Source organism: Nitrososphaerota archaeon (assembly GCA_027887005.1).
Classification (GTDB): Archaea; Thermoproteota; Nitrososphaeria; order Nitrososphaerales; family Gagatemarchaeaceae; genus UBA183.
In genome coordinates this window covers 85,123-110,929 of the sequence record JAPCJI010000001.1, presented here as the reverse complement: position 1 = coordinate 110,929, position 25,807 = coordinate 85,123, and the positions used below count along the sequence as shown (strand labels likewise).

Sequence of the window (25,807 nt, the reverse complement as noted above, 5' to 3'; positions counted from 1 at the left end):
TTAGGGTGTCACCGTCAAGGTTGCGGTAATCCAGATGGTAGCGCCTGTATAGATGATGACGTAGTAGGTGCCTGTTGCCTGGTTGTGCGGCACGGTGAACCTTGTTCCGCTTGGAATCGTCCCTGTTGCTCCAGTTCCTGTGAATGTGCCGCTTGTCCCGCCGACACAGGTTATTGAGACTGCGCTCGTGCTCATACAATAATTATAGGTCGTACTAGTGTCGTAGCCGGCACTCGAACTCTGCAACGTTACTCTGCGCTGGGAGCTGGTGCCGCTGGCCGAAACTGAAGTGGGACTGACTGTGAGGCTCAGCACGGAAAGCGGCTCGCAAGAACTAGTAGCGCCGTTGTTGTTCGCGTCGCCACTGTAGACCGCTTCCCAGCCGTAGAGTCCCGCGGTATTGAAGGTCTGTGAAACAGAGTTCGGCACCGCGCCGCCGCTCACTGTCACAGCTGAGCCGACGTTGCTGGGGGAGCCAGGGCACGAGCTCCCTGTGAAGTACTCATACTGGACCGTGCCTCCTGCCGAGCCGAAAGTACCAGAGAGCGTAGCCCGATCGAACACAGAGCCCGCTGCCTGGATGGTCGTTGCTGAGAGAGTAGTGGCTATCGTTGGCGAAGCCTTGTTGACCGTAAGGGTCTCTCCGGCGCCTCCGCATGCGCTGGTGAAGCCGATGTTGTTCCCGTCGGTGTCGGTGAAGGTTGCCTGATAGTAGTAGGTTCCTGCAGGATTCGGAGCAAACGAATTCGAGGTGTACGGTCCGTTGCCATTCACCGTTATGGTGTTACTTGTGAATGAAAGCCCGCTGAGACAGGAAGAGGCACTATAGGCCTTGAAGACCAGGGTACCGGTCAAAGTGCCGTATCCATTCGAGAAGGTGCCTTGGTCGGTGGCTGAACCTCCTATGGAGATGGTCCCGCCAGAGGAGACCGTAGTGGCTATCGTTGGCGAAGCCTTGTTGACCGTAAGGGTCTCTCCGGCGCCTCCGCATGCGCTGGTGAAGCCGATGTTGTTCCCGTCGGTGTCGGTGAAGGTTGCCTGATAGTAGTAATGGGCAGGATAACTACCCGGAAGTGAAGGAGTGTACGGGTTGGAGGTATACGGCCCGTTTCCGCTAACGGTGATGGTGTTGCTGGTGAAGGAGAGTCCGCTGCTGCATGCAGAGGAAGTGTACGCCCTGAAGACCAGGGTACCGGTCAAAGTGCCGTATCCATTCGAGAAGGTGCCTTGGTCTGTGGCTGAACCTCCTATGGAGATGGTCCCGCTGCTTGAAACCAGCGTAGCGATCATTGGTGAAGCCCCGTTGACATGTATCGAAGCAGACCCTGAGCTTGGAATGTGGTTCGCGTCGCCTGGGTAGGAGGCAGTTATCGTAACAGACGGCGGCCACACCTGTCCTGAGCCGGGAGTGAACGTGAAAGGAGCGCATGAACCGCCCGAGAGTACACAGGAGCCCCCGTTGCTGAAGGTTCCAGTGGAGGGCAGACTTTGGGAGAGTGTCACCGTCCCAGTTGGCGTGATAGGAATTCCTGTGTACGTGTCGGTCACGGTCAGGGTACACGCGGATGGACTTCCGACTACCACCGGACTTGCGCATGATACGGAGGTCAAGGTCGACCGGGCCCACTTCACTTGAGCAGCGTTGGAGCTGACGGCGTGGTCGGTGTCGCCGCCATAGGAACCAGTGACCGTCACCGTGCCTTGGAAGTTGGGGTTCGGGGTGTAGGTGATGGGGCAGCTAGCGACGCCAGGCGAGACCTGGCTGAGGGGACAGGTCGTCAATGGAGTGAAGGTACCCGAAGATAGAGGGCTCTGAGTGAAGCTGATTGTACCAGTGGGGGTGACTGCGTTCCCCGGCGAATTATCTGTCACGGTGGTGACGCAGTTGGTAGGGGTGTTCGGAACCGCGTACGATGGTGAGCAAATCTCCGTCGTCGACGTGGATCGCTGGGTCGCGGTTAGGGAGGTTATTCCCCAGCTTGGCGAGTGGTTCGTGTCGCCGGGGTAGGTGGCATTCAGCATGTTCGTGATTTCCTGACCCAGCGCCGGGGTAAAGGTGAGCACGCAGGTCGCAGTTGCACCGCTTCCACTCAGGGTGCAGGTGCCCCCGTTGCTGATGGTACCGCCTGTGCCAGGAGTCTGAGTAAGCGTCACCATGCCTGTTGGCGTGAAGGGGTTTCCGAATGCTGTGTCCGTGACCGTCATCGTGCATGTAGAGGGGGCGTTAACCGCGACTGGGGATGGAGAGCACGCGACCGCGGTCGAACTAGTTCGCACGTTCGTAAGTGTCTGCCCTTCGAAGGGCATCACCTGGGAATAGGCCTGGTTCTTGTAGAGATAGGATAAGACGACTCCGAGCGTCTGCCCTTCCGGCACGGCGCCCTTGAAATTCGGAGGGGTCGTGATACACCCGGCGCTGTGGTCAAGCTGCTGCGCGTAGGGAGTTCCGCCCCACACCCAGTTGGACGCTCCGTAGCCGCAGGCCGCGAAGGTGAGAGTCACCGTTTGCCCAGGGGCCACGTCTATGCACTGAGTAGGAGAGGGAGGATTATAGTTCGGCGGTGATTCGGCGCAAGTCGCGGCCGTCGCAGCGTACGGTGTGAAGAGGGGAAGTTTGTCGCCTCCGCACCCGATGCTGCCGCAGTAGTTGGGATAGTAGGGTACCTGCGGGTTCGTAGCAGTTCCGACAAGGAAGTTGAAGGCTTCGGTGGATACGCTTGGGTCCATGAAGAGGTAGCTATACTCGAGGATAGGGAGGGTCGCGTTGAACACGTTCGTAACCTGAACGTAGTAGGCAACGTAGTAGTCACTGATGGCGCTGATGTAGTTCCCGTTGGTCAGTGAGTAGGGGGACGTGGGAGGCATCGTCACAGGCGTCGTGACGCAGGGGGACGAGTATGTGTAGGATCCGACGGAACCTGAAGGGGCGTACTGGCAGGCGCTGAACTTCAGGAAGAAGTAGTTCACTGCAAAGGCGCCCTGGGTTGGGACATTGGAGTTGCCTCCGATCTGGATGTTGTTTGACATAGCCACGGCCGAGCTCACTCCTTTTGCATTCAGGGTCCCGATGGCGCTCGTAGAGAAAGTTGCGAGGCCACCTACTGCCCCTGTCTGCGCATTGTAGGTGCAGGTGAACGTGATAGAGGGCGCGTTGCCGGAGCCCGAGTAGGCAACAATCGTGTTGCTGGGAACAGGTGCGAGGCAACTGCCCCCAGTAACGCTCGCGGTGCCGGTCACCTGAGCCGTAGGAGGGGACGGGCTAAGCGCGACACCCGTCACCGAGGAGGGGGCGTAGTTGTACACCGTGACCGTGACAGTCACACAGCCCGTGCAAGACAGTGTCTGTGAAGGAGTGGCGAGCATCTTGACGACCAGTGCGTTGCCCTTCGATGTGAGTGTGCTAATGGGAGGATAAGGGGTGCCAAACGTGTTCCCCTTTGATGTAACGATCTCGACCGAGACGGATGCTCCTGCATAGGTGTAGCTGGTTAGAGCGATGTTGCAGCCCGTCTTCCCGGCGACACATCCTCCGAGTGTATTCGTCGACTGGCCGACCGGGAGCGAGATTGGCCAATTCGCCGTTGCGTTAGTCCCCCCTCCTGGCCCCATGAAACCGGGCGGAGTGATCATCTTTCCTGTGTTATCATCAATGTAGATCCTGGACAAGGAGACGGGCGTGCCCCCTGTGTTGTTCACTGACAGCACGAGAGTAGTTCCCCCAGCCACCACGACCTTCGAAAGCAACGCCTCTTGGCCCGCCTGCAGAAGGGCGTCTTGCCTGGCTGCGTTCGCTTGGCTTATCGACAGACTCCCCTGGGTGACAAAGAGGAGATAACCGAAACCAGTGGTGAATATCATTGCGAAGAGTATCACAGCCGCTAGTATGCCCGAGATGCCGCGCCGATGCCGTCGGTGTTGGTGTCCTCTAGACGTGATATTTGGGGTCAACTTGGCTCCTCCACTATCACGGAGTCACCGCAATACCCTGGAATTGGATGGCCTGGGTGTACATTTGGCCCTGGTAGAGGTAACAGATTACAAGGGTTAGGACATTCGCGGCGCCGCTCGAGGAAAAGCCAGGAGCAGAACTTGTGCATCCATTGCTGTGGTCGAAGTGGTTTGCGTACTGGGAGCCTCCCCAATCCCAATAGGTGGTCCCGAATCCGCAGGCCGCCAGCGCGAGCGTCACGGTCTGCTCGTAGGCGATGTCAATGCAGTTTGTAGATGGGGTCCAGAGGGGACCTGTCTCAGCACAGGTTACCTCGTTGCCCGCATAGGGAGCAAGAGTAGGTAGTTTGTTGCCTCCGCACCCCCCGCCGTTGCAGTAGCTAGGGTAGTAGGAGAGCTGAGCATTGTAGGTGCTCGCGGCGCCGACGAGCCAGAAGTCCGTCTCGTTGCCTACATTGGGTGGAGGGTGAGAAGAATCGAGCTGGAGGAAGGTGTATTGGAGGACAGCTAGGGTCGATGGGTAGTTGTTCGTTATCTGAGCATAGAACGCGACGTAGTAATTGCCGCCCGCGCTTACGGTCGCCGCGCTGGGGAGGCTAGCGGGATTGGAAGGAGGCATGGTCACGGCGGTGGTGCAAGCAGACGAATACGTGTAAGATCCGATGGACCCTGAAGGGCCATTCTGGCACGAGCTGAATTTGGAGAAGAAGAAGTTGGCAGAAAAAGCTCCCTGGGTAGGGACGTTCGCGTTCGCGCCTATCTGAATGTTGTTCGACACCGCTTCCGACGAGGATGTTATTATGCCGTTCAGGGTGCCTTGGACGTACCCCGACAATGAGGCGAAGCCACCTACTGCCCCTGTCTGCGCATTGTAGGTGCAGGTGAACGTGATAGAGGGCGCGTTGCCGGAGCCCGAGTACGCGGAGATTGTACTACTAGGGAAGGGCGCGCCGCAGCTGCCGCCAGAGAGGGAGGCCGTTCCGCTCCTTCCAACGAAGGGCACAGCCGGGCTGAGAAACGCACCGATCACGGAACTTGAGGCGAAATTATAGGCAGTAACGGTGAGGGTCACGCAACCGGTACAAGTGAAAACCTCTGTCAAAGGCGGAGTCGGTGTTGCGACCATTGTTACCACAATCGCATCGCTGCCGACGCCCCCGCTGATCTGCGGTGGAAATCGTGCAGAGAATACATTCCCTCTCCCAGTCAGGACTTTGACAAGGACGGTGCCAGATGTATACGAGTACCCTGTCAGGGCAATGTTGCATCCACTCATGCCAGCTATGCATGCAGAATTGCGGTTAGTCGACGCCCCGACATTAAGCGAAAGGGGCCAATATGAGGCAGAGATGTTCGTGCCGACGGGGCCCGGGTTGATCGTCTTTCCCGTACCGTCGACCAGATAGATTGATGATATTGAAGTTGGAGACCCCCCTGTATTTACTGCAGAGAGAACAAGCGTGCTGGCCCCCCATAAAACCACGTTCAATGCCAGGTTCTCTTGGCGCTCCTGCAGCAGGGCGTCCTGCCGTATTACGTTGGCCTGGTTCGTCCCGAGCGTGGCCTGGTTGACGAAGAGGAAGTAGTTGGCTCCTGCTGTGAAGATGACGGCGAATAGAATCAACGCCACGAATATCCCTGCTACCCCCTTCCTCTTTCGGGAGGCACGCATTTGCTCCATCCCTCGCTTATCCGTTCGCCGTTACTTGGAACTGGACTACGTTGCCGAATAGCCCTGTCATGGTGACGATATAGCCCTGTCCAACCGCGATGGGGTTGACGCCTACGCAAGAGGGGATCGTTATTGAGTAAGAGGATGTGGTGAGTGTGCCTACCGGTACGGGATTGATGCCTGAGAAAGAAAACCCTGGCGTTCTAGGACTGCAAGATAGTACTACAGGCGGAGTCGCGTTGTTGTACGCGGTGAATTTCGTCGAGTTGAAAACGATGTTCAATAAGTTGGAAGAAGGAGCGTTGGGCGCACTCTGTATCTGTATACTGCGAAGCGTGAAGGCGAGCTGGCCGTTGTTGAAGACCCAGAAGTTGGCGCCCGTGCATATCGTCGGTGAACCGGTGCAAATGCCTCCGGGGCCTGTCCCGGAGAACGTAGTGGTGACTGGAACGAAATGTTCCCGCAGGTAGTTTATCCCATTCGCTGCACTCTGCCCGTATGCGTTCTCGCTGACTCCGGCCTGGCCGTTGACCCAGCCAAAGACAGCCGCACCTGCAACCAAGGTGATGGAAACCATGATGAGAGTCCCCATGATTTCGCTGATAGCAATACGTCTCTTATGCACACTAAGCTTCAATGTCTGCCTCCAAAACCTTCAGATTGCTTATAGGAATTATGAATTGAATGCATGGAGCTGGCATCCATATTCCCGGATAAGATCCATACCAACTCCCACTTTCTAGGAAGGAACGTGTTGTAGGTAAGACAAACGGCGTTCGAACTCGGAAGGTTTCTCGGGGTCAGCCTCATGTATAGACGAGTGTTCATTTCATCTTGGCTAGTTATATATTGTGAACGCTAAAACAGAATACACTATCCAAGTCATTTGGATGAACTTGCTAAACGATCACTCTTGCTTCGGCGTCAATCATTCTACGCTTAGAATCGTCTGATCGTTGGTCCGGGCCGTCTCACCGCCTTGGTCGCTTTGGCGCCGCACTTTGGGCACGAATCCTGCAACGAACGGAACTTGGTCCCGCATTTCGGGCAGAGGTAGGTCTTCCTCCTCCTGATAAGCGATCCGTAGTAGGGCACCTGTACTTGGTTTATCCTTCTCTTACTGAACTTGCCATCGTCGTCGTAGAAGTACACATACCAGTGCTTTCTGTTCCCCCGGTATGCCTTCTTACCGGATTTTGTGACATAACTGCCACTGGTCCGGGGACGTGATACGCCGACCACGGTCACCAATGCGATTGTGTCTGTGTTGCCTTAAGGATATAACTCTGTTGCCTTAAGGAAGGATTGACTGTTCAAAAGTTGACTCGAGAAACAGATTGAAACTCCATACGCCTTTTAAAGACAAACCGGTTCTTTAGGGACACAACGATGAAAATCGTCAACAGCAGAAAAAATAGGAAAGCCATCTCACCAGTCCTAGCAACAGTCATCCTCATCGCCATCACCCTCATCGCAGCTATAGCCATCGCTGGATTCGTCTTCGGCCTCTTCGGGTCGTTCACGAGCTCGGCACAGGTCAGTGCACAGGTCGTAGGATGCACAACGACAACACTATCATCGTGCACCATCAACCTGCTCAACAGCGGCACCTCAAACGCAAACACAGTAGGGTCTAGCATCAGGTTCGCCGGCGTGACCTACACAGGAAACGCCTGCGGAGGAGTCACAGCCACAGCAGGAGCAACTACCCCAGCTACGTGCGTAATGACCAATGTTCCAGTCCCAGCTTCAGGTTCCGCATTCACTGGGTCAATCTCGCTGTCCAATGGGGCCTCTGTCCCATTCACGGGAACCTTCCCATAAGCACAGCGCTAGATGGCGATAACGTCAGGCGCACAGCCTGAACAAGGATGTGCGCTCCTTTTTTCTCTAATCTGAGTCAGAATTGAATCGTATTTTCGTCTTTTACCCCGTTCTGTTTGATGGACGCAGAATCCATCTCATTTAATAACCCACTCGCACAAAGAAGCTCAAATGAAGATAACGAAGTACGGCAAACAGCGGAAAGCCATCTCACCAGTCCTAGCGACCGTGATCCTGATAGCGATCACACTCATCGCAGCCATAGCCATCGCTGGATTCGTCTTCGGCCTCTTCGGGTCGTTCACGAGCTCGGCACAGGTCAGTGCACAGGTCGTAGGATGCACCGCCGTAGCGAATACGGTCTGCACCATCAACCTGCTCAACAGCGGCACCTCAAACGCAAACACAGTAGGGTCTAGCATCAAATACGGCGGCGTGACCTACACAGGAAACGCCTGCGGAGGAGTCACAGCCACAGCAGGAGCAACTACCCCAGCTACATGTACAATGACGGCGGCGGTAGTTCCGACACACGGCTCAGCGTTCACAGGCTCGATTTCGCTGTCCAATGGGGCCTCTGTCCCATTCACGGGAACCTTCCCATAAGCACAGCGCTAGATGGCGATAACGTCAGGCGCACAGCCTGAACAAGGATGTGCGCTCCTTTTTCTCATTTAATGATTTGAAAGAGACAATTCTTTGTCATTTCGGATAGTTCCAGGCCACCCTCTATAGAGCAAGTGTTCATTATCGAGTCAGGCGCAAGTCAGGCGAGCCAATCCTTGGGTATGGCTCAGAAAAACTATACTTGCGTAAGGTGCGGAAGGATCGGCAACAGAGCAATCCCTCTGCCACCATGCGCAAGGTTTTCTATCAGGCGCTATCCGAACAGCCTCCTGTTTGGACACCTAAAATGGGCGAAAATTGCAAACAAAACGCTCATCTTCGACCAGTTGAACCCGTGAAACAGCGCCTTTTGCCCACTACCAGGCGCGATTCTGCGGAATATGCCGAGTGGAAGCTGAAAGGACGCCAAGAACAACCCGAAACAAGCCCATACACACATCCTCGCACAATCAGCAGAGTCGTTGCTTGGCTAAACGGGGCACCATCGTAGAGGACAAGCACATGCCAAGAAGGAAGATACTGACCAAGAGGATGCAGGACAAGCTACTAAAGGCTCTCGATGCCAAGACGCCGCAAGGGAGAGCAAACTACCTAATCGACGTCATCGTAGAGGAGGGCCTCCACGATCAGGTATTGGACTCGATCCTTCACGGAATCAATGAGGTAGGGGTCGCCAACGGCCCGCTCGACAGCAAGCTGCAAACATGGAAACGAAAGACCCTCAGACATATTCCAATCTGAGCAGGCAGTGGGTGCCGGTAAGGATTCCTTGACTGGAGAAACAGATTCAGGCTCCACAACTGCTAATATGGGAAATCTCTACCTCAGAACTCAAATGCGCCTTACACGGCATCATGGTAGGAGGGCGATTTCCCCTGTCTTGGCAACTGTGATACTCATCGCAATAACCCTGGTAGCAGCAACCGCTATCGCCGGATTCGTCTTCGGCCTCATGGGAACGTTCACGAGCACTGCTCAGGTTTCAGCGGGCGTGGTTGCATGTTCCGGAACGCCTGAGGTTTGCACCTTGACTCTGCGGAATTCGGGCAGCGCTGATGTCGCAATCACAGGGACCTGCACTATGGCATTCCTCGGCGGGAATTACCTAAGCGCTGCGGGCATAGTTACGGGTAATCTTCATGGGGGTAATAGCGCTACAGTTACCTGCACGACCCCTGGATTCCTCCACGCTGTTCCTGACACCCAGATCGTTGGCTCGGTCGCCCTAGGAAACGGTGCCGAAGTCCTCTTCGCTGGCTCAGCCCAATAGACGCCCCTTCCTTCTCTTGAGTTTGTACACTCCACGACCCTACAGGCTCAATCCCAGTGGTCGGAGAGACTAGGTGTCTCCTCTGGTTCGACTCGACCCCTTGAGCGCTTGCCTGCCTTAGTTGACCGGCAGACGCGAGCTGTACTCGGCTGTCCCGGTTGAAACCGAGCGAAAACCCATTCGGAAATGGTAGAGGGAAGCCCCAAGGAAAACCACACCGAACAGCCCGAAAAGCAGAACCTCGTACGGGAAGAGGCCGTCAGGAACCGGAACGAACGCGGTGCGGCCACTTAGGGCCTTCGTCGCACCCGTCAGAGCCATGCTGAAACCGACCGAGTATATCCCGCTGACCAGATACAGCGCTCCGAATGCGAAGTCCTTAACCAGCTTCACCGCGTATCACCAGATTCAACCAAGGGGAGGGACCCAGATATCCGAACATGCCGATTCCAAGAGGGGAAGTTATGCCTGTATGGGAATAGGGATGTGAACTCCCTTTTTTCTCATTCCTCCAAACGAGTTTCCTTTTACGCGTCTAGGCGCCTTCCTGAGGGTATGGACGGTCTCGTATCGTCTGCAGAACAACAGTTCGACTATTTGGGGCAAGGCCTATTAGAAAAGAACAACGCCAAGTCTAGACTTGCCTGCCAGTTAGTCAACCTACCCTTAAATATAATCCAGATTGTGGATTAGGAACATGATGCAGGAAGTTCAACCTCTTCCTCTTCCCGGACTCGTGAAATTCGAATCAATGCAGAGTCTTACGGCATATCTGAAAACCCTCCTCCTGCATTATGAGAGGGAATGCGACCTTTACGGAGTAAAAGTCGGCGACCTAATGCGGATATTGGAAAAGGAACCCCACGGGAAGAACCTAGGAAAGATGAAAGAGACCGGGTGGAAGAAGGTGGGGATGATCATGGTCAACACAAAGGAATCAAAAGTTGGCACCCTGGAACTCATGATCGAAGTGATGGAGGATTACAAGGCGAAGGCCAATAGGACGAGGGAAGTACTTACGAATATCGACGAACTAGAGGATCTTGGCGTCCCCAAGGGCGCATCCTTGATCCTGTACCTGCGCCATGGGGTTCCTCTGAGGATTGTAGTCGATGAAGAGAGGAACGCTCAGGTCGACGCTTTGCTGACGACCAAAGCATAAAGCAAATTTCCGATCAGTCTGGACGCTCGGGCCTCCGTTTTATCTTCGTGCTTATTGCCGAGGGGATGGGATTTCTTGACTCGTCGGTTCCCAAGAATTGAGTTCCCGATTATTGGGCAACTGGCACGAACGACTAAACGGGCTCGAGCAGGAGATGACTTGATCAACTTGGCGCAGTCCGAAATAGGGAACCAGTCTCTACAGGTGCCCATCGCCTATTCGGTCAGGAATATTCTTGCATGTCACAGCTCCATTCAGGCAGTTATGGCGGTGACAAACGGAGGAGAGATCCTGGCCCATGAGAGGGCGCTCGGATTCGATGATGACAGAACCGTCTGCGGAGACTATCCTCTTCTCATGCAGGTTCCACATTTTCGCATGCTCATTTTCATGAGACTGACTATGCCTTCGGTAGGCGAGACAATCCCGAATCGTATCACCAAAATCCTGCAGACCCCCTGTTATCCAGTTACCCGATAGAGAACCCGATAATTCTGCGCCTGCTGGGGACTGAGAAAGTTGGCCCTTCAACAAGTTTGCAGTCGACTGAAGCGACCCGAGAGCGTCCCACAGCACCGTTATCTGGGACTATCAGGTCCGCTTTGTTTAAGTCCAGCTCGGAATTCTCAGTCAGAAGGACGAAGGAGTTGCCTCCCAGGGCGATGAAGGCCACAGCAAAGACTGCCGCAATCAAGAGATTCATGTCCAAACTCTTGGATTCTCAAAAGTCATCGCCCGGTATCGAGTCTGCAGACAAGCCACAGGGCCTGGAAGGATGTCGTCGGATTCCCCGCGTTCCTGGAAAAAGCGAGTTCCTGCCGAAGGGGATGTCCCGTTAGCCTGTATGGATCTGCCCTTCACTTCTTAGATGTTCAGTGGGATGAAGCGGCCCACAACGACAACGGCTAGAAGCGTGAGGAGCACCAGGATGACGCTGTGCTTGAAGCCTTCAGCCAATGAGCCTTCCCCCATCTTACCCGCGACCAATCCGAGTACCCAGGTCTGGAAAACGCTCGCGCCCACCAGACCGTCGATGGTCGCAGGGCTTGCAAAACCCAGGGATGTGTGGATTCCCTTAGGCGCCAATATGGACTGCTGTGAAAGCATGTTGACCATCATGAAGGTGGTCAGGGTCAGCATCAGCCCCCCTATGTAGATTATCATCACGTAAGGCCTCAGTGAAGACCGGGTATCGGATTCAGTGACGCTCACACGTTTCGTGAAAGCAGCCATGTCTTCGAAGCCCTTCAAAGTCCCGCCACCAATCTCGACGACCTCGAGCATCAAAGTGCCCACAACCCTTCCTACCCAGCTGTGCACCTCATTGGAGAACGAGGCGACCACCTTTCTCAGGGGAACCCCCCATGAGAGCTGCCCCGCCATCTTGTTTACGTGCTTTGAAAAGGATCCATACCTGGTGCTTCCCTCGAGTCGCTCTATGCTATCCTCTGGTGAAAGGCCGATCTTCCTCTGTTCCGCCACGTCTTCAATGAACTCTGGAATCATTCTCTCTACGGTCCTCCTCTCCCTCGAGTACTTGGTAGCATAGAGCGCTGGAACCGCACTTATGGCTAGCAGCGAAATCGCCATGTGCTGATAGAACCTCAACGGTAGCGGAATAAGGAAAATGATTAGACCTAACGGGATGAAGGCGAGGAATATCTTGTACGCTCTCATGTCTGTGGAGGGCCACTTCTGGCTGTACGCATCGATCAACCAGATGAATGCTGCGGAAAGGATAGGGACAACTAGGTAGGAGAAGAGGTATACGCTTGATAACCCCCCGGCGTTCCCGTTGACTAGAGTTTCGGTTAGGTACAGAGTGAATAGCACCATGCCCAGCACGACCGTCACGATGAGGAAGGACTCTGAAATTAGCCCCACCATTTCGACGGTCCTCTTGAGCTTCGCTGCCATGATTTCAAAGGTCTCCTTTAGACGGAGGCTTAGGAAGTTGACGTGGTCGCCCCCGGTCCTCAGCACGGTCGTGTAGCCCGTAAGCAGCTCCTCCCAGTTTCTGTTCGGGCTGTACTTCGCTGCCCTCTCGAGCGCCGAGATCGGGTCGCGCCCGAACACGTCGATGTCAATCAGGATTCTCTTTGCCTCCTTGGACGCAGCGGTGAATAAGTCGATTTCGGAAATCTGCCTGAGCGTATCAATCAAAGTTATCCCGCCGCCCGCCAATACCGACATGTATCCAACAACGAAGGGGAGTTCGTTCTCCAGCGCCGCCCCCCTAGACGAGTGGCTAAACTTCGGTCCGTTGATTACTACAAGGAATGCGACTAACGGAGCAACGGCCACGAAATAGAGGTAGAAATACGGGGTGGTTGCCGCCCACGCGATTATTCCTAACGCAACGACCCCAGATACCACGGTTGAAAAAAGCGCAACCGCGATGAGACCGACGGGTGTCACTCGGAGGTTCGACCGAAGAAGGTCCTCCCTAAGAAGCGGGATTCTCTTCGAAATACGTTCCGCGGGTGCCTTGAATATCCTGTAGGAGACCAATGAAAACCTGTCAAACAAGCTGAGGGTGGGCGAAGTCGGGTAGAATCGTTCGAAAACCTGTTGGCTCAGTTTTCCGCCTCCACATGGGGGATGGGCGCAGTCGACGCCTCCAGTTCCTCCTTCGCCTTCTCGTAGACTTTCTTGGAGTCTTCAATGTAGGCTTGAAAGAGCGGGGTAATCTCCTTGAAGTTCCGCAGGCCCTTCCTCTGCATCCACTTCAGCACCGTGCTTCTCCGCATGAGTTCCTCTTCAACCTGAGGGAATGTGATTCCAAGATCCTTGGCAATCCTTGCAAGCCTCTTGCTCTTTTTCAGGGAGTCCGGGATTAGCGTGTCACTTCCCGGGTCCCAGGTGAAGATGGAATTGTAGTCCCCCACCCCATTGACCTCATCGATGGAGATTATCCTCCTGACCACACGGGTCCCCCCGCCCTTGACATGTAAGGTGAGTCTTCTGACGGTGATCGCCAGATTCAGGAAGGGGATGAAAGCTTCAGGGACGTCCATGGGCTTCGAAATCAGTCTCTGAATAGCCGAGGGGCCATCGTCCGCATGAAGGGTGCAGAGACCCCCGTGGCCTGTGCTGATGGCCTGGAAGAGGACGTATGCCTCATCCCCGCGGACCTCTCCGACGACCAGGACATCGGGCCTCATTCTCATGGCTGCTTTCACCAGGTCGAAGAGGACGACCCCCTTGGGCCCTTCCTCAGTGACCCCGTAGGCTTCTCTTGACACGAGAGCAGTCCAGCCCTTCTGAGCCAGGTTGATTTCCTGGACCTCTTCGATGGTGACTATCTTGCTGTTTGTTGGGGTGAAGGTGAGGAGTGCGTTGAGCGTCGTCGTCTTGCCGGCCCCTGTTGCGCCCACGACGATGGCGGTTGCATGGTTCTCCATAAGGAGCCACACGTAAGCAGCCGCGTAAGAGTCCAAGACGCCAAGGCTCAACATGTCGATGATTGTGATGGGGTCCTCCCTGAACTTCCTGATGCTCATGGTCCCGCCGTGCGGGGAGACCTCCTTTCTGTAGGTCGCCATCACCCTGTGGCCGCCGGGGAGGGTTCCCTGCATGATCGGAAACGCTACTGAGATGTGCTTCCCCGCCACGTGTGCGAACTTCGCAATCAGGTCGTTGAGGACCACTTCGTTCTCAAAGACTATGTTCGTCGGTATCCTCTCGTACTTCCTATGATAGACAAGGACGGGGTTGTGGGTGCCGTCGACCGATATGTCTTCTATATTCTGGTCGTGCATAATGCCATCGAGCACGCCAAAGCCAGCGATGTCCCTCTCCGCATAGTAGAAGATCTTCGACCATGCCAACCGGGGGATAGTGATCGAGTATTTCTTTGCGATTTTCTTTGCCTCAAGCCGGAAGTAGGCCTTCGGATCCACTCGCTTCCTGGAAATGGTGAGTTCGTTCTCGATGGCGCCCAGCATGTAATAATACGCGCCGACTTCAGGAGGTGAGAGCCCTATTTCGTCAACGGAATAAATCTTCGAAGTGGAACCCGGAGCCTCCGCGATGACGGCGTAGGAGAAGGGCGCTGCGAGGGGATATCTTTCAAGCACCTTGAAATCTGACGACAATCTCTTGCCCGTGGGGGGATGCTTCAGCTCTTCGCCTAGCCCCTTGCCATCTTTCTTGACAGGCTGACTCATTTTGTGCCTCTTTCCTTTGCTTCAAGATGCAAGTGGCTGGACTGAGGTTGATGTTGCTCGTTCCGCCGAGAAAACAGCTGGGTCAGAAGGACCAGGATTGGTGCGCTTCCGGTAATTACCGGCACCATTGGGACAGAAGAGCGGCCGGCATTCGAACCTGTGCCTATGGCTCCCGCTGGCGAACCAAGGACTAGAGAGGCGACATTGGAGTTGGCCTGAGTCGGCGGATCGAAGTCAACTACAAGCTCGACCCAGCCAGAAGAACCAGTGGTAGGCGACGATTGACTGACAGCAAAGGGTGCAGTTGTACTTCCGCTGCCCCAGCTGGCGTCATACTGATCTCCATCGTTTAGACGATAGTTGTTTCCAGAACCGCAGGAAGTAAGAGTGGGGCTTCCTGAACCAATGCTCGCGCTTCCGGAGGTAAACGGGGGAGAAACCGCGTTCGGAGGTGACGTGCTACCGCAGTTCGAATATCCGGCATAAGCGTATACCAAGTCATTAGATGTGGGCGTAACAGAGGATGACACGATGTTAATCGTGTTTGATGTCGATGTTCCTGCCCCGGAACCGGTTAGCACAGGGGATGCAGAGAGGACACCGCTCCATTCAGTGCAAGTAACTATCGCGCTAGTCGGGGTACCACTCAGAGTAATCGTGAACGGGCTGCTCCCGCTGCTCGTGATTATTTCAGCATACATGAAGGCTTGAAGGGTCGTTGTGGATGGAGCGCCTTGACTTCTAGAAGTCACCAAAGGTAGTCCGTGAGCATGCGCATCATTGACGGAAGTTACCGTTAAGGAGCTGGGGGTCACGATGAAAGCGACAACAACCAGGTCACCTGTGGCCGGTTGACTCGAAAATGCGCAGGTGAATGGCGAGGCCGCCTTTGCTAAGCCTGCCGCCTGTTGAACGAGACTCACGTGTTTTGCGACCGTAAAGGTTGCGGAGGCCGTGTCTGTGGGGACCGTGCTTATGTCGCTGCCCGACGCTGTCACGATATATGGGCCCAAAGCGACCGACGGAACCGTGAAGGAGCAAGAGAAGGCGCCTGTAGCGGAGATCGTCTGCGAGATGCAGGTCTGCGTTGCAGGCGTAGCCCCGTTGAAGGTGAACTTGGCCACCGTTATTGTTAAGGGAGGAGAGGCCGTGCTCGGGGAGAATCCTGTGCCGCTCACTGATACGGCGGTCCCCGCCGAGCCGCTTGATGGGGTCAGCGTGATTTTCGGGGTCGTGACCGTGAAGGACGCGGTAGCTTTGTCACCCGTCACTGTGCCCACGTCGCTGCCCGAAACCGTGACCGTGTACGAACCGGCCGAGGAGCTGGGAACTGTGAAGGTACAGGTGAATGCGCCTGTGGGCGAGGTCGTCGTTGAAGTGCACGTCTGCGTGGCGATCGTGCCGCCAGCATATGCAATCGATCCTAAGAGGGTGCTCGCAGAGAATCCGGAACCAGTGACGGTGACCGAGACACCAACCGGGCCCTGGACGGGTGATAGAGTAATGGCTGCTGTCACTGCGAACGTGGCTGATGATATTGGTGTGGTCCCCTGGTATACGAGCACGAAGTACGAGCCTACAGCTGTGCCGGGGATTGTCACTCTTGTGCCACCAGGGATACTCCCCGCACCGGTAGACGTGAAGCTCCCCACTGAGGCGGGGATGCAGCCGCCAGTGGAAATGGCGCTGGTGCTTAGGCAGTCGCTGTAAGTGGTCGTAGAAGAGTACCCGGAACCGGTGAGGGTTGTGGTAGTTCCAACCGGACCGGAGGTCGGATTCAGGGTAATCGTAGCAATCGTGACCGTAAATGTGGCCGACGCCGTGTTGGCACTAGCATCCGTTGCTGTGACCGTCTTAGCACCAGACGTAGAGGCGGGTACGACAAACGTGGCAGAGAAGTCACCAGTTACAGATGAAGTGACCGTAGGAGGGACCGTCGTCTGTGTTACGCCGTTGAAGGTTATCGTGATAGTGGAAGAGGCGGCAAAGGCTGTACCTGAGACCGTTACGGTGGTGCCGACTGGGCCTGATGTCGGGCTGACGGTCAGGCTCAAGACTCTGACGCTTGTTGTGGCAGAGCTGCCCTGGTTACTGTTGTCACCCGAGTAGGTCCCAGTGATTGTCGTCGAGCCGCCGGCCCTTCCCGTCACTGTGACCGAGCAGGTCCCGCCGGAAAGAGTGCAGGTCGAGGAGGAGAAGGTTACGATGCCTGTCGGGGATTGTGACCATGAAATGGTCCCGGTTGGGGACACCCCCGTCACAACTGCTTTGCAAGAGGAAGTCCCGCCGATAATGACCGTAGAAGGCGTACACGTAACGGTCGTCCCCGAGGGGCCGGTCACGTCCACAGTCGCATATGCGTTATTCACTCCGTCCGAGGTGACGTAGAGAGCGAAGAATCCGCTAGGTGAGTTGGGTGGGATGGTAAACGTCACATAGCAAGGTTGGGAACTAACAGAACAGAGGGTGTTTGGGGGGCTGACGACGCTCGTTGCCCCGGAAGCGCTAACCCAGTAGACGCTAATCGGGAAGGGATCCGTAGGTTGTGGTTGGAAGTTTGATACTCCAAGTGTGATCTGGCTCCCCGCGAGGCCATTCAACTGCTGGGCAGGGTTGTTCTGTGCCCAACAGCTTGGCCCTGTTTGGAGGGGGCCAATGGCGCATTGAACTATCTGCACAGGTGAAACGTACGAAGAAATGAAAGGAATGTCCTGGCCGAACGGGGTTCCATCACTGTAGAGCCCGTAAAGGTTTAGCGAGACCGACAGATAATCTCCCGCCAAAGGAAGGTTCGCGGGTGGCTGGAGGGCGCCGGAAGTTGTGCAGGGGCCCATGCAGTAGAAGTACAGAGTTACCGTGGCGCCCGCTCCAACGGTAACCGCGCTCGAATACGGCGCCGGAATCGCTCCCAGTCCGGTGCAGGGGGGAGAAGGAGGACAGATCCCATCGATAATCCAAAACCCTTGGGAATAGATCGGGGCATCACGACCCCCACAATCGGATTGGCCGTCAAGACAAACACCTTGAAGGAACAAGAAGGACTGCGCACTAAGAACTATCGACCTGCCGGATGGGTCCTGATTTGTCAGCGCGACCTGGAAAACATCGGAGCTGCAAGTGGAGTCGAACTCCTCACAAACGCCGCTGAATGAAAGACCGTAGCCGTAATACCCGTTTACCTTCACCCCGTCGCCCAGACCGTTCTGGCCTGCCCCACTACAGCTGTTACCAGTCCCGAGGGGGTTACAGTTCGTGAAATAGAACTTGAATGACCCTATTACTTGCTGCAGAGACCCGGTCTGGCCGCTGCCGTTGGGCGGTAGGACGGTCAACTGCTCGCAGGAGCTGGTCACCGGCCCAACATTATTCGAATCGCCACTATAGACGGCGTCCCAACTGAAGGAACCGGTGCTGGAGAAACTGACTGGATTGGAATTGGGAACGAGCCCGCCGGTGACGGTCACAGTGTTTACCAGCGTTGAAGGACCGGAGCAATCGGTTCCGCTGAAATAATAGTAAGTGACACTCCCTCCGGCGTTCGCTGTTCCAAAGTGAAGCGTTGCGGAGTCGGTCGCAGACCCTCCGAGATAAACCGTTCCAGCTGAAAGTGTCGTAGTGATTGCAAGTCCGACGGTCATAGGTTCGCAGCTGCTCGTCGCCGGCGCGTTGTAGGTGTCGCCGCTGTAGACCGCGTACCAGTAGTAGGTTCCTTGCGTGCCGAACGGGCCCGAACTTCCTGACGGATACATGCCGTTCTCGGAACTCGATACTGGTACGGGCAAACCGACCTCTGTCAGCCCTAGCTGGGAAGGATTTGCTGCGGGGCAAATGCCGATGGACGAATACCAGAAGGTTATGGTAGCCCCTCCTCCGGGGTCGCTGGCAGCGCCCGATAGAGTCGCAGAGTCTGTCGTCGTTCCGGTCTGCTGGATGGAGGAAAATGTTAGTGTAGTCCTGAGTGCCGGGGTGCTGCCGACTGCGAGCGGCTCGCACGGGCTCGTCGCCGGCGCGTTATAAGTGTCGCCACTGTAGACTGCGTACCAGTAGTAGGTTCCTGCAGCCGAGAAGCTCACTGTCGATGAGGAAGCGACTGCACCATTCGTCACGGGGAGAGGCGTTCCCACTAAGGCCGCGCCAGTTTCGGGGCAAGAGTCCACCGTCGAGTAATAGTATGTGACGTAGCCGCCTGCAGGGATGGTCCGGGTCCCGCCGTTTATGGTGGCAGCGTCACTAACTGGCGCGCCAACTGCCGCCAGTTGCGATGATAACAAGGTAGAGACAGTGGGAGTGGCCTGGACAGTCAGAGGCTCACAGAGACTGGAAGCCGAGGGGTTGTTAGCGTCACCGCTATAGACCGCGTAATAGTTGTAAGTCCCTGCGCTGTTGAAGGTGTATGAATCGGACTGATAGTCACCATTTCCAGAAACGGTGACAGGCAATCCCACCTGGGTAGCTCCCGAAGCGGGGCAAGCATTAGTCGTAGTGAAGAAGAAGGTAATCAAGCCTCCCGCGCTGGTCGGGACTTCCGTCAAAGTCGCCGTATCGAACACAAACGAACCGATCGGGACATTAGAAGAGGGTCCGAGTTTCGTCGAGAGTATGGTTGTCGGGGCCGAAAAGCTGGTACTGAACGTGTTCCCTCTCGCGGTGAGAACCTTGATTGTGTACGTCCCCGGCCCCCCCTGGAGACATGTCCCGCCGCTAACGACGACATTTATTCCTGTGTTGATGTTTGGGGGGTCTCCTTGTGAGACTGGCATTGGCAATGGTGGACTCGTGTTCGTGCTAAGGCCGAACGGAGTGCACACTGTTCCTGACGGAAGGGTCACGAAGAGGTCGTTGACTTCCGCCGCAAGGCCACCCATATTCGTGACGTCGAACTGAAGCGTACCGGTCGGGGCGGTCGCACTAAGGACCAAGTTCTCCTGAAGGGCACTCTGTACGGCTGCCCCCCTGTTAGCGAGCGCTTGGGAGTAATTCCCATTGAGTGTATTGACCCATAGGAAGTATCCCGTTCCAATTGTGAAAAGCATCACGAAAAGAATCAGGCCTGCTACTATTCCTGAGATCGCTGGCCTTTTGGAGGAGCTCCCGCCAATCAAACGCACACACTTACGCCTCCTGGAAGTAACTTACAACATTGCCGTAGATTCCCACGACCGTAACTGTGAAGAATTGCGAAGCGGGCGATAGGAAGGATCCTTGGAAGCAACCCGGTAATGAGAGGGTAATCATGGAAGTGCTCAAGGGATTGACCGAGAATGTTGCTAGACCGCTTGTAGGTTCATGGCACCCAGGATTGTTCAGGTCTGCGACACGAGTTCCATCGTAAAGCAGGTCCATGCTTGAACGGGACTGGGTGTTATACACCTCAATTGACGCCGGCTGGAATGTGGCCTGACCGCTGTCGTAGATGTAGACCGAAATCGAACTACCGCTCGATGCATAGGCAACCTGGGCAACGACGAACTGTTCATTGAGGAAGTTGACGTTGTGTGCATTTGCGACTCCGAGCTGATCTTCGCTTACCGCGGCCTGGCCGTTCACGTAGCCAAAGAGGGCGTACCCAGCGACAAGCGTAATCGCAATTGTGATAACAGCCGCCAAAACCTCGGAGACTCCTGGCCTACGATGGCGAACCATTCTTGATGACAATTCGGAATTTGTGTTCGTATTTGTTCTCCCTAATATAAGCGCTGATGGATTACCGTCCAACAGAACCTAGATTATGAAGTTAGAAGTTCTATGCCAAGGAATTCCACCCCTGTACCAGAAGGCGAACCCTGAATGGTACCCTTGCAAGGGGCTATCCGAACTTGCCCACGAACGGGACAACAGCGCCGTTCGCTAGGGTGACCGAGCCGCTATAGGCGTCTCCCGATGTCCCGGGAGCAATGTTGAACTGACAGCTCAGGTGAAGGCTTGAGCCACCTCCAACCGTGATCCCGGCATCTCCCGCGCAGGCGTCAGAATCACTCGTCCGCGTTACATTTCCGTGATTGATGAGAAGGACTGCGGTGGGCTCGACCTGAGTACTGCTGACGCCCAAGTTTGTGAGGGTGAAACTGCAAACGGTGCCTGAGTTGGCGCCCGGACCACAGAAAGACGAGCTTACAAGCACTTCAGCTGGCTTGCTGAATGCACCCAGATTCCCGAAGGTGAAACCAATCAAAGGGGCGCCGATGAGTATGACACTCACCATCACCATGAACTCCCCGATCATCTGCGATGTCCCTCTGCGCCTCAAATCTGGAAGACTCCGTGGATTCAGCCCGATAATACGATTTGAGGCGGAACCCAAGGAAAACCCCGCGGTGTTAAGGATTTCGACAGCCGGACGTATGGTAGAACTCAAACTTTCTGTGACAACACACCGTGGGGGGCCTTTGTACTTTCGAACCTGGTCTTGTGATCATACTGGAGAGCGATGAGGTCAGGCGCACACCTTGGCCAGGGATGCGGGCTGCCTTCCTTCTGAGTTTCGGGGCAGCATTGGACCGTGCTCATGGGTTCTGCCCTGTTTTGCTTGACTGAGCCAGAATCCATCGAATTTAAGAACCTAGTCGCCCAAGAGACCTCAAATGAACAGGCCGCGGAGCGGTGAAAGTCGGCCGTGAAGACATGGCCGCCCCGCCCGAAGCTCAGGAGGAAGTACGAGGTGGACGAGTCCTACTGGCTCGTGTTACGTTGGCGCTCCTTCTCCCGTCAGGTCCCTCCGACGCTCCGCAGAATGGCCTACACTTTCAAGTGGAGAAGAATCCCCAAGGTTTGGGAGCTTTCTTTCATTGACACTATGAGAGATCTCCAGAATGCGGGGCTGACCTTCGACGAGATCCTCCTCGCTACTTTGCCCCATCTCTTTGGAGAAGACCCGGCTCATGTCCTCAGGACCTGGGTGGGAAGAAGGGCTCGGGACAACCCGGAACGGTTCGCAAGGACAATCTCCAAGATGTTTGGAGCCAGCGCCAAGGGGGTCCTTGGCGGCATCGACGGTCTCACAGACAAGGAGAGCCTGCTCAGCGAGAAGGTTCCCCAGGAACCACCCTACAAGTCCCTCGTGGAGGCAATACAAAAGGCGGACGAAGAACTGAAGGCTGGAAGCACCGACATCCCCAGTCATCAACTCTAAGACAAACTAGGCTACGAGGGTCACCCGGTCATTGGAACATAATCGGTCGGCCTGGCGGGATTGGTCACCTACTGATCCACCCCTTCCAGTCGCCGTCCCTTGTTCCGTGGACGGCGAGAACGTGAGACCTGAGTTCGTCCTCCGTCTCACAGGCGAAGCCACAATAGCACTTCATTGCTGTCTCGAACCCGCTTTTATATCGTCATGTAATACTTTCTGCCCCTGGGAGAGGAATGGGGTAGTCGAAGGCATTTCAAGAACGCGCGAATAGGGTTCTCAGAAGGCATTTTCTCGGAATTAGGCAAGACTGTACGCAAGACCTAACTACTTCGACGACCTTAAACCAGACCTATTGCACTTTTGCGAAAATTGCGGCGCGACAAGAGAGGCAACTGCCTTAGGTTGCCCTGCCTACTTCTCTAGGGGGCCTCATGCTTTTGTAATCGGAACCAGTGACATAGCCTGCACCTACTGCGGTAGCCGTCCTGGAGGTTTAGGGATTCGATGTTCGGGAAGGATGGCCGGAGGCAGCCATGACTTCCGAGGAATTGTAGCGACGCTCACGCCCTCGAAGTCCCGCACCAAGGTGGGAAAATGATACTCGCAGTCTCACACTGACTTCCTCGAGTACTTCTTCAATTCAACACCCGCATATCATCAATAGTAGAATCGCCCCACCCAAAGTTCAACCCCGCCCCCGAACATGAGAGGGTAAGAAGTGCGGCTGGCTCACACTATGGATGAGGAATACATAAGGCAGATTAAGTGTCAAACCTTCTAGGACACTGATGCAAATCGAGGGAGTCCTAGGAAGAGATCCCACGGCACTGCGGCCTAACTCGGCATTCCGGCCATTCGTCGTGGAAAACCTCCAGTCGATCCCGCTCTGCGAGATTGGTGATAGGATACGAGTAGGGATGATAATGGAGATAGCTATGGAGAATTCGGCACGATGAGTGCGAGATGACCACAACAATCAAAGAGGAACTCGCGAAAGTCGCATCTTACTGCGAAGAGGTGCTCGCCGATCAGTCGAGATTCGAAAAGTTCCTTGCAAGTGACTTCGAAGCCATCGATCAGATAATCAAGAGGCTTGATAGCAGCCAGGGAAACCAACCAATCACCGTCGAGGAGGCACGAGCCCTCGCACTCCAGGTGCGTTTGGCCATGAACGGGAACCAAGTGAACGCGCAGGGGACCCGTATACTGATGCTCCTCGTGCTGCAAATCTCACTTCTGGCACAGCAAGAAATTGGAATGAAGGTCGAGGTCCTTGAAGACATTGAGAGTGCTCTAAAGAAATGGTATGACCAGTGGGAAGCCGCGAAGAAGGCGTGGGACGACTATACCGAATAGGTCTCGAGGCCGAATACAACCGGGCTATCTATCGAATTCAGCCAGAAAGATCCCTTCACGATTGCCTCAGTCTCGCAATCGCCTTAGGGCGGCCAAATGTCTGTTCTTCAAGCTCTGCAGGGCGCCTCATGGGGACCCTTCAAATTCTCTGCTTCACCGTCTAAACTTTTCCACTTACCTGTGAAGGAAACCTATCTCCCGCTCATTTACGAATTCAAGATAAGATATCATCCGTAGAGACAAATTGAGTCGAAAATCCGTCCTTATCGGATTCTTGCTGACAGGATACGCCTTATTCTGGAGCTCTCCGTCGTCGAGCTGAGATTATCCATTGCCAATGGAAGATTTCTTGATGCCTGGAGAGCAGGTGAAGTTCCACAGCAGCAGGAGGGTCCGCTTCGGCAACAAGTTGTATCAGGTCATACTGAGCGACAGACGTATCCTGTTATACGCTCAGAGGGGAGCCATCTTCAAAAGCGATGATATCGTCACTCAGAAGCTCGAGGACCTGCAGGGGGTCAAGTACAGCGAGCAGGGAATAATCGGCAGGAGAGGGACGATACGAGTGCAGACCTTCAAGACCGAGATGGACCTGTCGGGGCCGGCTTTGGATATCAAAGCGCTGTACCAACAAATGATGCAGTTCATGTAGATCAAAATGCTATCCCGAACTTCGAGGCAGGAAGTTCTCAAGCGGATTGAGACCGACATAGGCTACCCCATCAATGAAGCGAATCTGTCTCAGGGCACCAAGCAGGCCATCACCAACATCGCTGCCGTGCAGCGCAATCTCCTAGTGATTTTGGAGGTCCTCAGGGGGGAGCAGAGCCGTGTCGACCGGAATGTCATTCTGTCTATCTCGTCCAGGGTTCGCAAGGACCATGATCGAGAAGTTCATTCCGACGAAGTCAAGAAACTTCAGGCGGAGATAAACAACAAGCTTTCTGAGATCTCCAATCAGGTACTCCAGGAGGAACAGGCCACTCAATCAGGTCAGCCTTTTCCGCAGCGGACGGGTACCCTTAAGACTGATCAGCTGAAGTGCCCAACCTGTGGTGCCCCCCTCCCAATGCCCACTGGACGCTTCATCGAGTGCCAGTATTGCAAGGCGACCCTATCAATCCAAGACGTTGGACCACAGATCAGAACAATGATTCAGGGCATCTAGGCGGGTAGTAAAGTGATTCCATCCTACATCATCCTCTGGCTGCTGGGAATCGCTCTGATTGCAGTTTCGTGGTATGTCCCTGGCGCAGCAGGTTTCTTCTGGCTTGGAGGTCTGTCTCTTCTGTTCGGTTTTGTACTAGCCTTTCTCCGACGAGGAACGTGAATCGCAATCCCGGCAGTCGCCACATCTTGGGGCCAGCCGAAACACCTGACCTCGAGGCCTCAGTGAGTATTCGCGATACGAAAGTAAGTGGTTAGCTGCCGACTTTTCTCTCTGCAAGATTCCTGACCCTAAGCGTAACCGCGGCGAACTGATGTTAGATTCTTCTTCCCCAGTCTATGGCGTCCCAAAGCCTCTCGAAGCCATAATAGACTGCTGCCCCGCCAAGATTGAAGGTAATGGTAATGACTGTTGTCTGGGCTGGATTGCCTGTAAAGTAGAACGCAATCAATGCGAGGAGGGCAGCAATAACTACGCGATAGGTAAGGGTTTTTGCAATTGACCTACTCCTTGTCTCCGAATTCACATCATGATCAGCAATGACCGTCTATTTTAGACAAGTTGCCGAATCCCGGATTCCCTCGCCAAACAGTCTGGCTGCGGGCACGAGTGGGTGGAGGAGGCAGATCTACGGCCCTACGAAGACGCTTCGCCTAGTTTTCGGTCTTTGACCTAAGTATTTCGGAGATGTATGCTTGGAGTTCCTCTGGCGAGAACTCGCTCTCCTCGTCCTTCTTGGGCCCTCGATGTTCCAATCTAAGTTTGTAGGTGTATCGCTTCGGTTGCAGCTGCTCTTGCTCTTCAGTCATGTAAATCCATATTCAGAAACTAGGCTTATATCGTTTGAGGATGAGTGGGGTGTCGTAATCTTTACCAAAGGGGGAGAAGCTCACCCTTTGTGACGGACCAGCCTGCCTCTAAGACTTAAGAGGTCAATTCCGCCTTCTATGGAGATAGGCTGAGATTGTCAGTTCATTTCTCATCTCTAAGGCAAAGTTGGGTTCCCGACACCAAGCATACCGCAACCTTAGATCAAATCTCGAGATATTGCTCTTGAAGCTCTACTATTGTCCTACCTGCACCCGGGTCTATTACCTTCAGGAGGAGCTTTCCTACCTCTGCGGAAGGAACCATGCAACTAGCCTTTGGAAGGATGGGAAGCAACGCCGGTTCAATATTAGCGACCGGCAGGCATCAAACCAACCTCCCTGGCCAATACCCAGCCTAACTGAGGAGGTTGAGATGCTTCAGCAGGACTTCACTGAATGCTGGCTGAAAGAGTGCATGAATCCGGGTGATACCAACTACGGAGACTACAGAAGGCACTTTACCCAGGGCACCCTCGGGGCAAGACACCTCACTCGCGAGGAAGTCCTTCACAAATACGCGGATTATGTCCTCCTCTCCGCAATCGCATAGTTCTACATGAGAGGGAAGTTCTTCTTCGGTCTTACCCTTCCGCTCCAACGAGGAGCCTTAGGT

24 protein-coding genes are annotated in these 25,807 nt (G+C 54.9%); 12 read left to right on the top strand and 12 right to left on the bottom strand.

Annotation, left to right across the window (positions count from 1 at the left end):
* From OK438_00565 to OK438_00550, 4 genes are all read right to left on the bottom strand, one after another.
* Positions 1-3,948 (bottom strand): hypothetical protein, encoded by a 3,948-nt coding sequence (locus OK438_00565; protein MDA4123928.1) that lies wholly within the window; start codon positions 3,946-3,948, stop codon positions 1-3.
* 16 nt (positions 3,949-3,964) lie between these two features.
* Positions 3,965-5,620 carry a hypothetical protein gene (locus tag OK438_00560; protein MDA4123927.1) on the bottom strand — a complete coding sequence of 552 codons (1,656 nt, stop codon included), beginning with the start codon at positions 5,618-5,620 and terminating at the stop codon, positions 3,965-3,967.
* Between the two features lie 16 nt (positions 5,621-5,636).
* Positions 5,637-6,257, bottom strand: coding sequence for a hypothetical protein (locus OK438_00555; protein MDA4123926.1), 621 nt, complete (start codon positions 6,255-6,257; stop codon positions 5,637-5,639).
* 302 nt (positions 6,258-6,559) lie between these two features.
* Positions 6,560-6,868 (bottom strand): hypothetical protein, encoded by a 309-nt coding sequence (locus tag OK438_00550; GenBank protein MDA4123925.1) that lies wholly within the window; start codon positions 6,866-6,868, stop codon positions 6,560-6,562.
* Between the two features lie 141 nt (positions 6,869-7,009).
* Between OK438_00550 and OK438_00545 the strand changes: the two genes are divergently transcribed.
* The 4 genes from OK438_00545 (at position 7,010) to OK438_00530 (ending at position 9,341) form a co-directional block, all read left to right on the top strand.
* Positions 7,010-7,444, top strand: a complete 435-nt coding sequence (locus OK438_00545) for a type IV pilin (GenBank protein MDA4123924.1) — start codon at positions 7,010-7,012, stop codon at positions 7,442-7,444.
* Between the two features lie 171 nt (positions 7,445-7,615).
* Positions 7,616-8,050 (top strand): type IV pilin, encoded by a 435-nt coding sequence (locus OK438_00540; protein MDA4123923.1) that lies wholly within the window; start codon positions 7,616-7,618, stop codon positions 8,048-8,050.
* Between the two features lie 522 nt (positions 8,051-8,572).
* Entirely contained in the window at positions 8,573-8,812 is a 240-nt protein-coding gene (locus tag OK438_00535) for a hypothetical protein (GenBank protein ID MDA4123922.1), read from the top strand.
* Between the two features lie 94 nt (positions 8,813-8,906).
* A complete protein-coding gene (locus OK438_00530; protein MDA4123921.1) occupies positions 8,907-9,341 on the top strand; it encodes a type IV pilin N-terminal domain-containing protein in 435 nt (144 codons plus the stop codon).
* A gap of 117 nt (positions 9,342-9,458) precedes the next feature.
* Here OK438_00530 and OK438_00525 read toward each other — a convergent pair whose 3' ends face one another.
* Positions 9,459-9,734 carry a hypothetical protein gene (locus OK438_00525; GenBank protein ID MDA4123920.1) on the bottom strand — a complete coding sequence of 92 codons (276 nt, stop codon included), beginning with the start codon at positions 9,732-9,734 and terminating at the stop codon, positions 9,459-9,461.
* 304 nt (positions 9,735-10,038) lie between these two features.
* Here OK438_00525 and OK438_00520 point away from each other — a divergent pair, with 304 nt between their 5' ends.
* Positions 10,039-10,503 (top strand): hypothetical protein, encoded by a 465-nt coding sequence (locus tag OK438_00520; protein ID MDA4123919.1) that lies wholly within the window; start codon positions 10,039-10,041, stop codon positions 10,501-10,503.
* Positions 10,504-11,367: 864 nt separating this feature from the next.
* Here OK438_00520 and OK438_00515 read toward each other — a convergent pair.
* Together OK438_00515 and OK438_00510 are read right to left on the bottom strand one after the other, a co-directional pair.
* Positions 11,368-13,032 (bottom strand): type II secretion system F family protein, encoded by a 1,665-nt coding sequence (locus tag OK438_00515; GenBank protein MDA4123918.1) that lies wholly within the window; start codon positions 13,030-13,032, stop codon positions 11,368-11,370.
* Positions 13,033-13,079: 47 nt separating this feature from the next.
* Positions 13,080-14,672 (bottom strand): type II/IV secretion system ATPase subunit, encoded by a 1,593-nt coding sequence (locus OK438_00510; protein ID MDA4123917.1) that lies wholly within the window; start codon positions 14,670-14,672, stop codon positions 13,080-13,082.
* Positions 14,673-15,626: 954 nt separating this feature from the next.
* Here OK438_00510 and OK438_00505 point away from each other — a divergent pair.
* From OK438_00505 to OK438_00495, 3 genes are read left to right on the top strand one after another with little or no spacing between them, the layout of a single operon-like run.
* On the top strand, positions 15,627-16,382 hold the full coding sequence (locus tag OK438_00505) for a hypothetical protein (GenBank protein MDA4123916.1): 756 nt from the start codon (positions 15,627-15,629) through the stop codon (positions 16,380-16,382).
* Entirely contained in the window at positions 16,383-16,781 is a 399-nt protein-coding gene (locus OK438_00500) for a hypothetical protein (GenBank protein ID MDA4123915.1), read from the top strand. It begins immediately after the preceding gene.
* 6 nt (positions 16,782-16,787) lie between these two features.
* Positions 16,788-17,060: a hypothetical protein gene (locus tag OK438_00495; GenBank protein ID MDA4123914.1), complete on the top strand. Its 273-nt coding sequence runs from the start codon at positions 16,788-16,790 to the stop codon at positions 17,058-17,060.
* Positions 17,061-19,784: 2,724 nt separating this feature from the next.
* On the opposite strand, the gene OK438_00490 is transcribed toward OK438_00495, so the two are convergent.
* Together OK438_00490 and OK438_00485 are read right to left on the bottom strand one after the other, a co-directional pair.
* Positions 19,785-20,315, bottom strand: a complete 531-nt coding sequence (locus OK438_00490) for a hypothetical protein (protein ID MDA4123913.1) — start codon at positions 20,313-20,315, stop codon at positions 19,785-19,787.
* 163 nt (positions 20,316-20,478) lie between these two features.
* Positions 20,479-20,919, bottom strand: a complete 441-nt coding sequence (locus tag OK438_00485; protein MDA4123912.1) for a hypothetical protein — start codon at positions 20,917-20,919, stop codon at positions 20,479-20,481.
* A gap of 366 nt (positions 20,920-21,285) precedes the next feature.
* Here OK438_00485 and OK438_00480 point away from each other — a divergent pair, with 366 nt between their 5' ends.
* The 3 genes from OK438_00480 (at position 21,286) to OK438_00470 (ending at position 23,809) form a co-directional block, all read left to right on the top strand.
* On the top strand, positions 21,286-21,801 hold the full coding sequence (locus OK438_00480; GenBank protein ID MDA4123911.1) for a hypothetical protein: 516 nt from the start codon (positions 21,286-21,288) through the stop codon (positions 21,799-21,801).
* Positions 21,802-22,764: 963 nt separating this feature from the next.
* On the top strand, positions 22,765-23,157 hold the full coding sequence (locus tag OK438_00475) for a hypothetical protein (protein MDA4123910.1): 393 nt from the start codon (positions 22,765-22,767) through the stop codon (positions 23,155-23,157).
* Positions 23,158-23,509: 352 nt separating this feature from the next.
* Positions 23,510-23,809, top strand: a complete 300-nt coding sequence (locus OK438_00470) for a hypothetical protein (GenBank protein ID MDA4123909.1) — start codon at positions 23,510-23,512, stop codon at positions 23,807-23,809.
* 141 nt (positions 23,810-23,950) lie between these two features.
* On the opposite strand, the gene OK438_00465 is transcribed toward OK438_00470, so the two are convergent.
* From OK438_00465 to OK438_00455, 3 genes are all read right to left on the bottom strand, one after another.
* On the bottom strand, positions 23,951-24,145 hold the full coding sequence (locus OK438_00465) for a hypothetical protein (GenBank protein MDA4123908.1): 195 nt from the start codon (positions 24,143-24,145) through the stop codon (positions 23,951-23,953).
* Positions 24,146-24,641: 496 nt separating this feature from the next.
* Positions 24,642-24,851: a DUF2061 domain-containing protein gene (locus OK438_00460; protein ID MDA4123907.1), complete on the bottom strand. Its 210-nt coding sequence runs from the start codon at positions 24,849-24,851 to the stop codon at positions 24,642-24,644.
* A gap of 127 nt (positions 24,852-24,978) precedes the next feature.
* Positions 24,979-25,134 carry a hypothetical protein gene (locus tag OK438_00455; protein MDA4123906.1) on the bottom strand — a complete coding sequence of 52 codons (156 nt, stop codon included), beginning with the start codon at positions 25,132-25,134 and terminating at the stop codon, positions 24,979-24,981.
* Between the two features lie 433 nt (positions 25,135-25,567).
* Here OK438_00455 and OK438_00450 point away from each other — a divergent pair, with 433 nt between their 5' ends.
* On the top strand, positions 25,568-25,744 hold the full coding sequence (locus tag OK438_00450) for a hypothetical protein (protein ID MDA4123905.1): 177 nt from the start codon (positions 25,568-25,570) through the stop codon (positions 25,742-25,744).
* The last annotated feature ends 63 nt before the right edge of the window (positions 25,745-25,807 follow it).

Bases quoted from the DNA above. Each gene is read 5' to 3' on its own strand.
- OK438_00560 (MDA4123927.1), bottom strand. From the start codon at position 5,620: ATGCGTGCCTCCCGAAAGAGGAAGGGGGTAGCAGGGATATTCGTGGCG.
- OK438_00545 (MDA4123924.1), top strand. From the start codon at position 7,010: ATGAAAATCGTCAACAGCAGAAAAAATAGGAAAGCCATCTCACCAGTC.
- OK438_00540 (MDA4123923.1), top strand. From the start codon at position 7,616: ATGAAGATAACGAAGTACGGCAAACAGCGGAAAGCCATCTCACCAGTC.
- OK438_00535 (MDA4123922.1), top strand. From the start codon at position 8,573: ATGCCAAGAAGGAAGATACTGACCAAGAGGATGCAGGACAAGCTACTA.
- OK438_00530 (MDA4123921.1), top strand. From the start codon at position 8,907: ATGCGCCTTACACGGCATCATGGTAGGAGGGCGATTTCCCCTGTCTTG.
- OK438_00520 (MDA4123919.1), top strand. From the start codon at position 10,039: ATGATGCAGGAAGTTCAACCTCTTCCTCTTCCCGGACTCGTGAAATTC.
- OK438_00510 (MDA4123917.1), bottom strand. From the start codon at position 14,672: ATGAGTCAGCCTGTCAAGAAAGATGGCAAGGGGCTAGGCGAAGAGCTG.
- OK438_00490 (MDA4123913.1), bottom strand. From the start codon at position 20,315: ATGGTTCGCCATCGTAGGCCAGGAGTCTCCGAGGTTTTGGCGGCTGTT.
- OK438_00475 (MDA4123910.1), top strand. From the start codon at position 22,765: ATGACCACAACAATCAAAGAGGAACTCGCGAAAGTCGCATCTTACTGC.
- OK438_00470 (MDA4123909.1), top strand. From the start codon at position 23,510: ATGCCTGGAGAGCAGGTGAAGTTCCACAGCAGCAGGAGGGTCCGCTTC.
- OK438_00455 (MDA4123906.1), bottom strand. From the start codon at position 25,134: ATGACTGAAGAGCAAGAGCAGCTGCAACCGAAGCGATACACCTACAAA.
- OK438_00450 (MDA4123905.1), top strand. From the start codon at position 25,568: ATGCTTCAGCAGGACTTCACTGAATGCTGGCTGAAAGAGTGCATGAAT.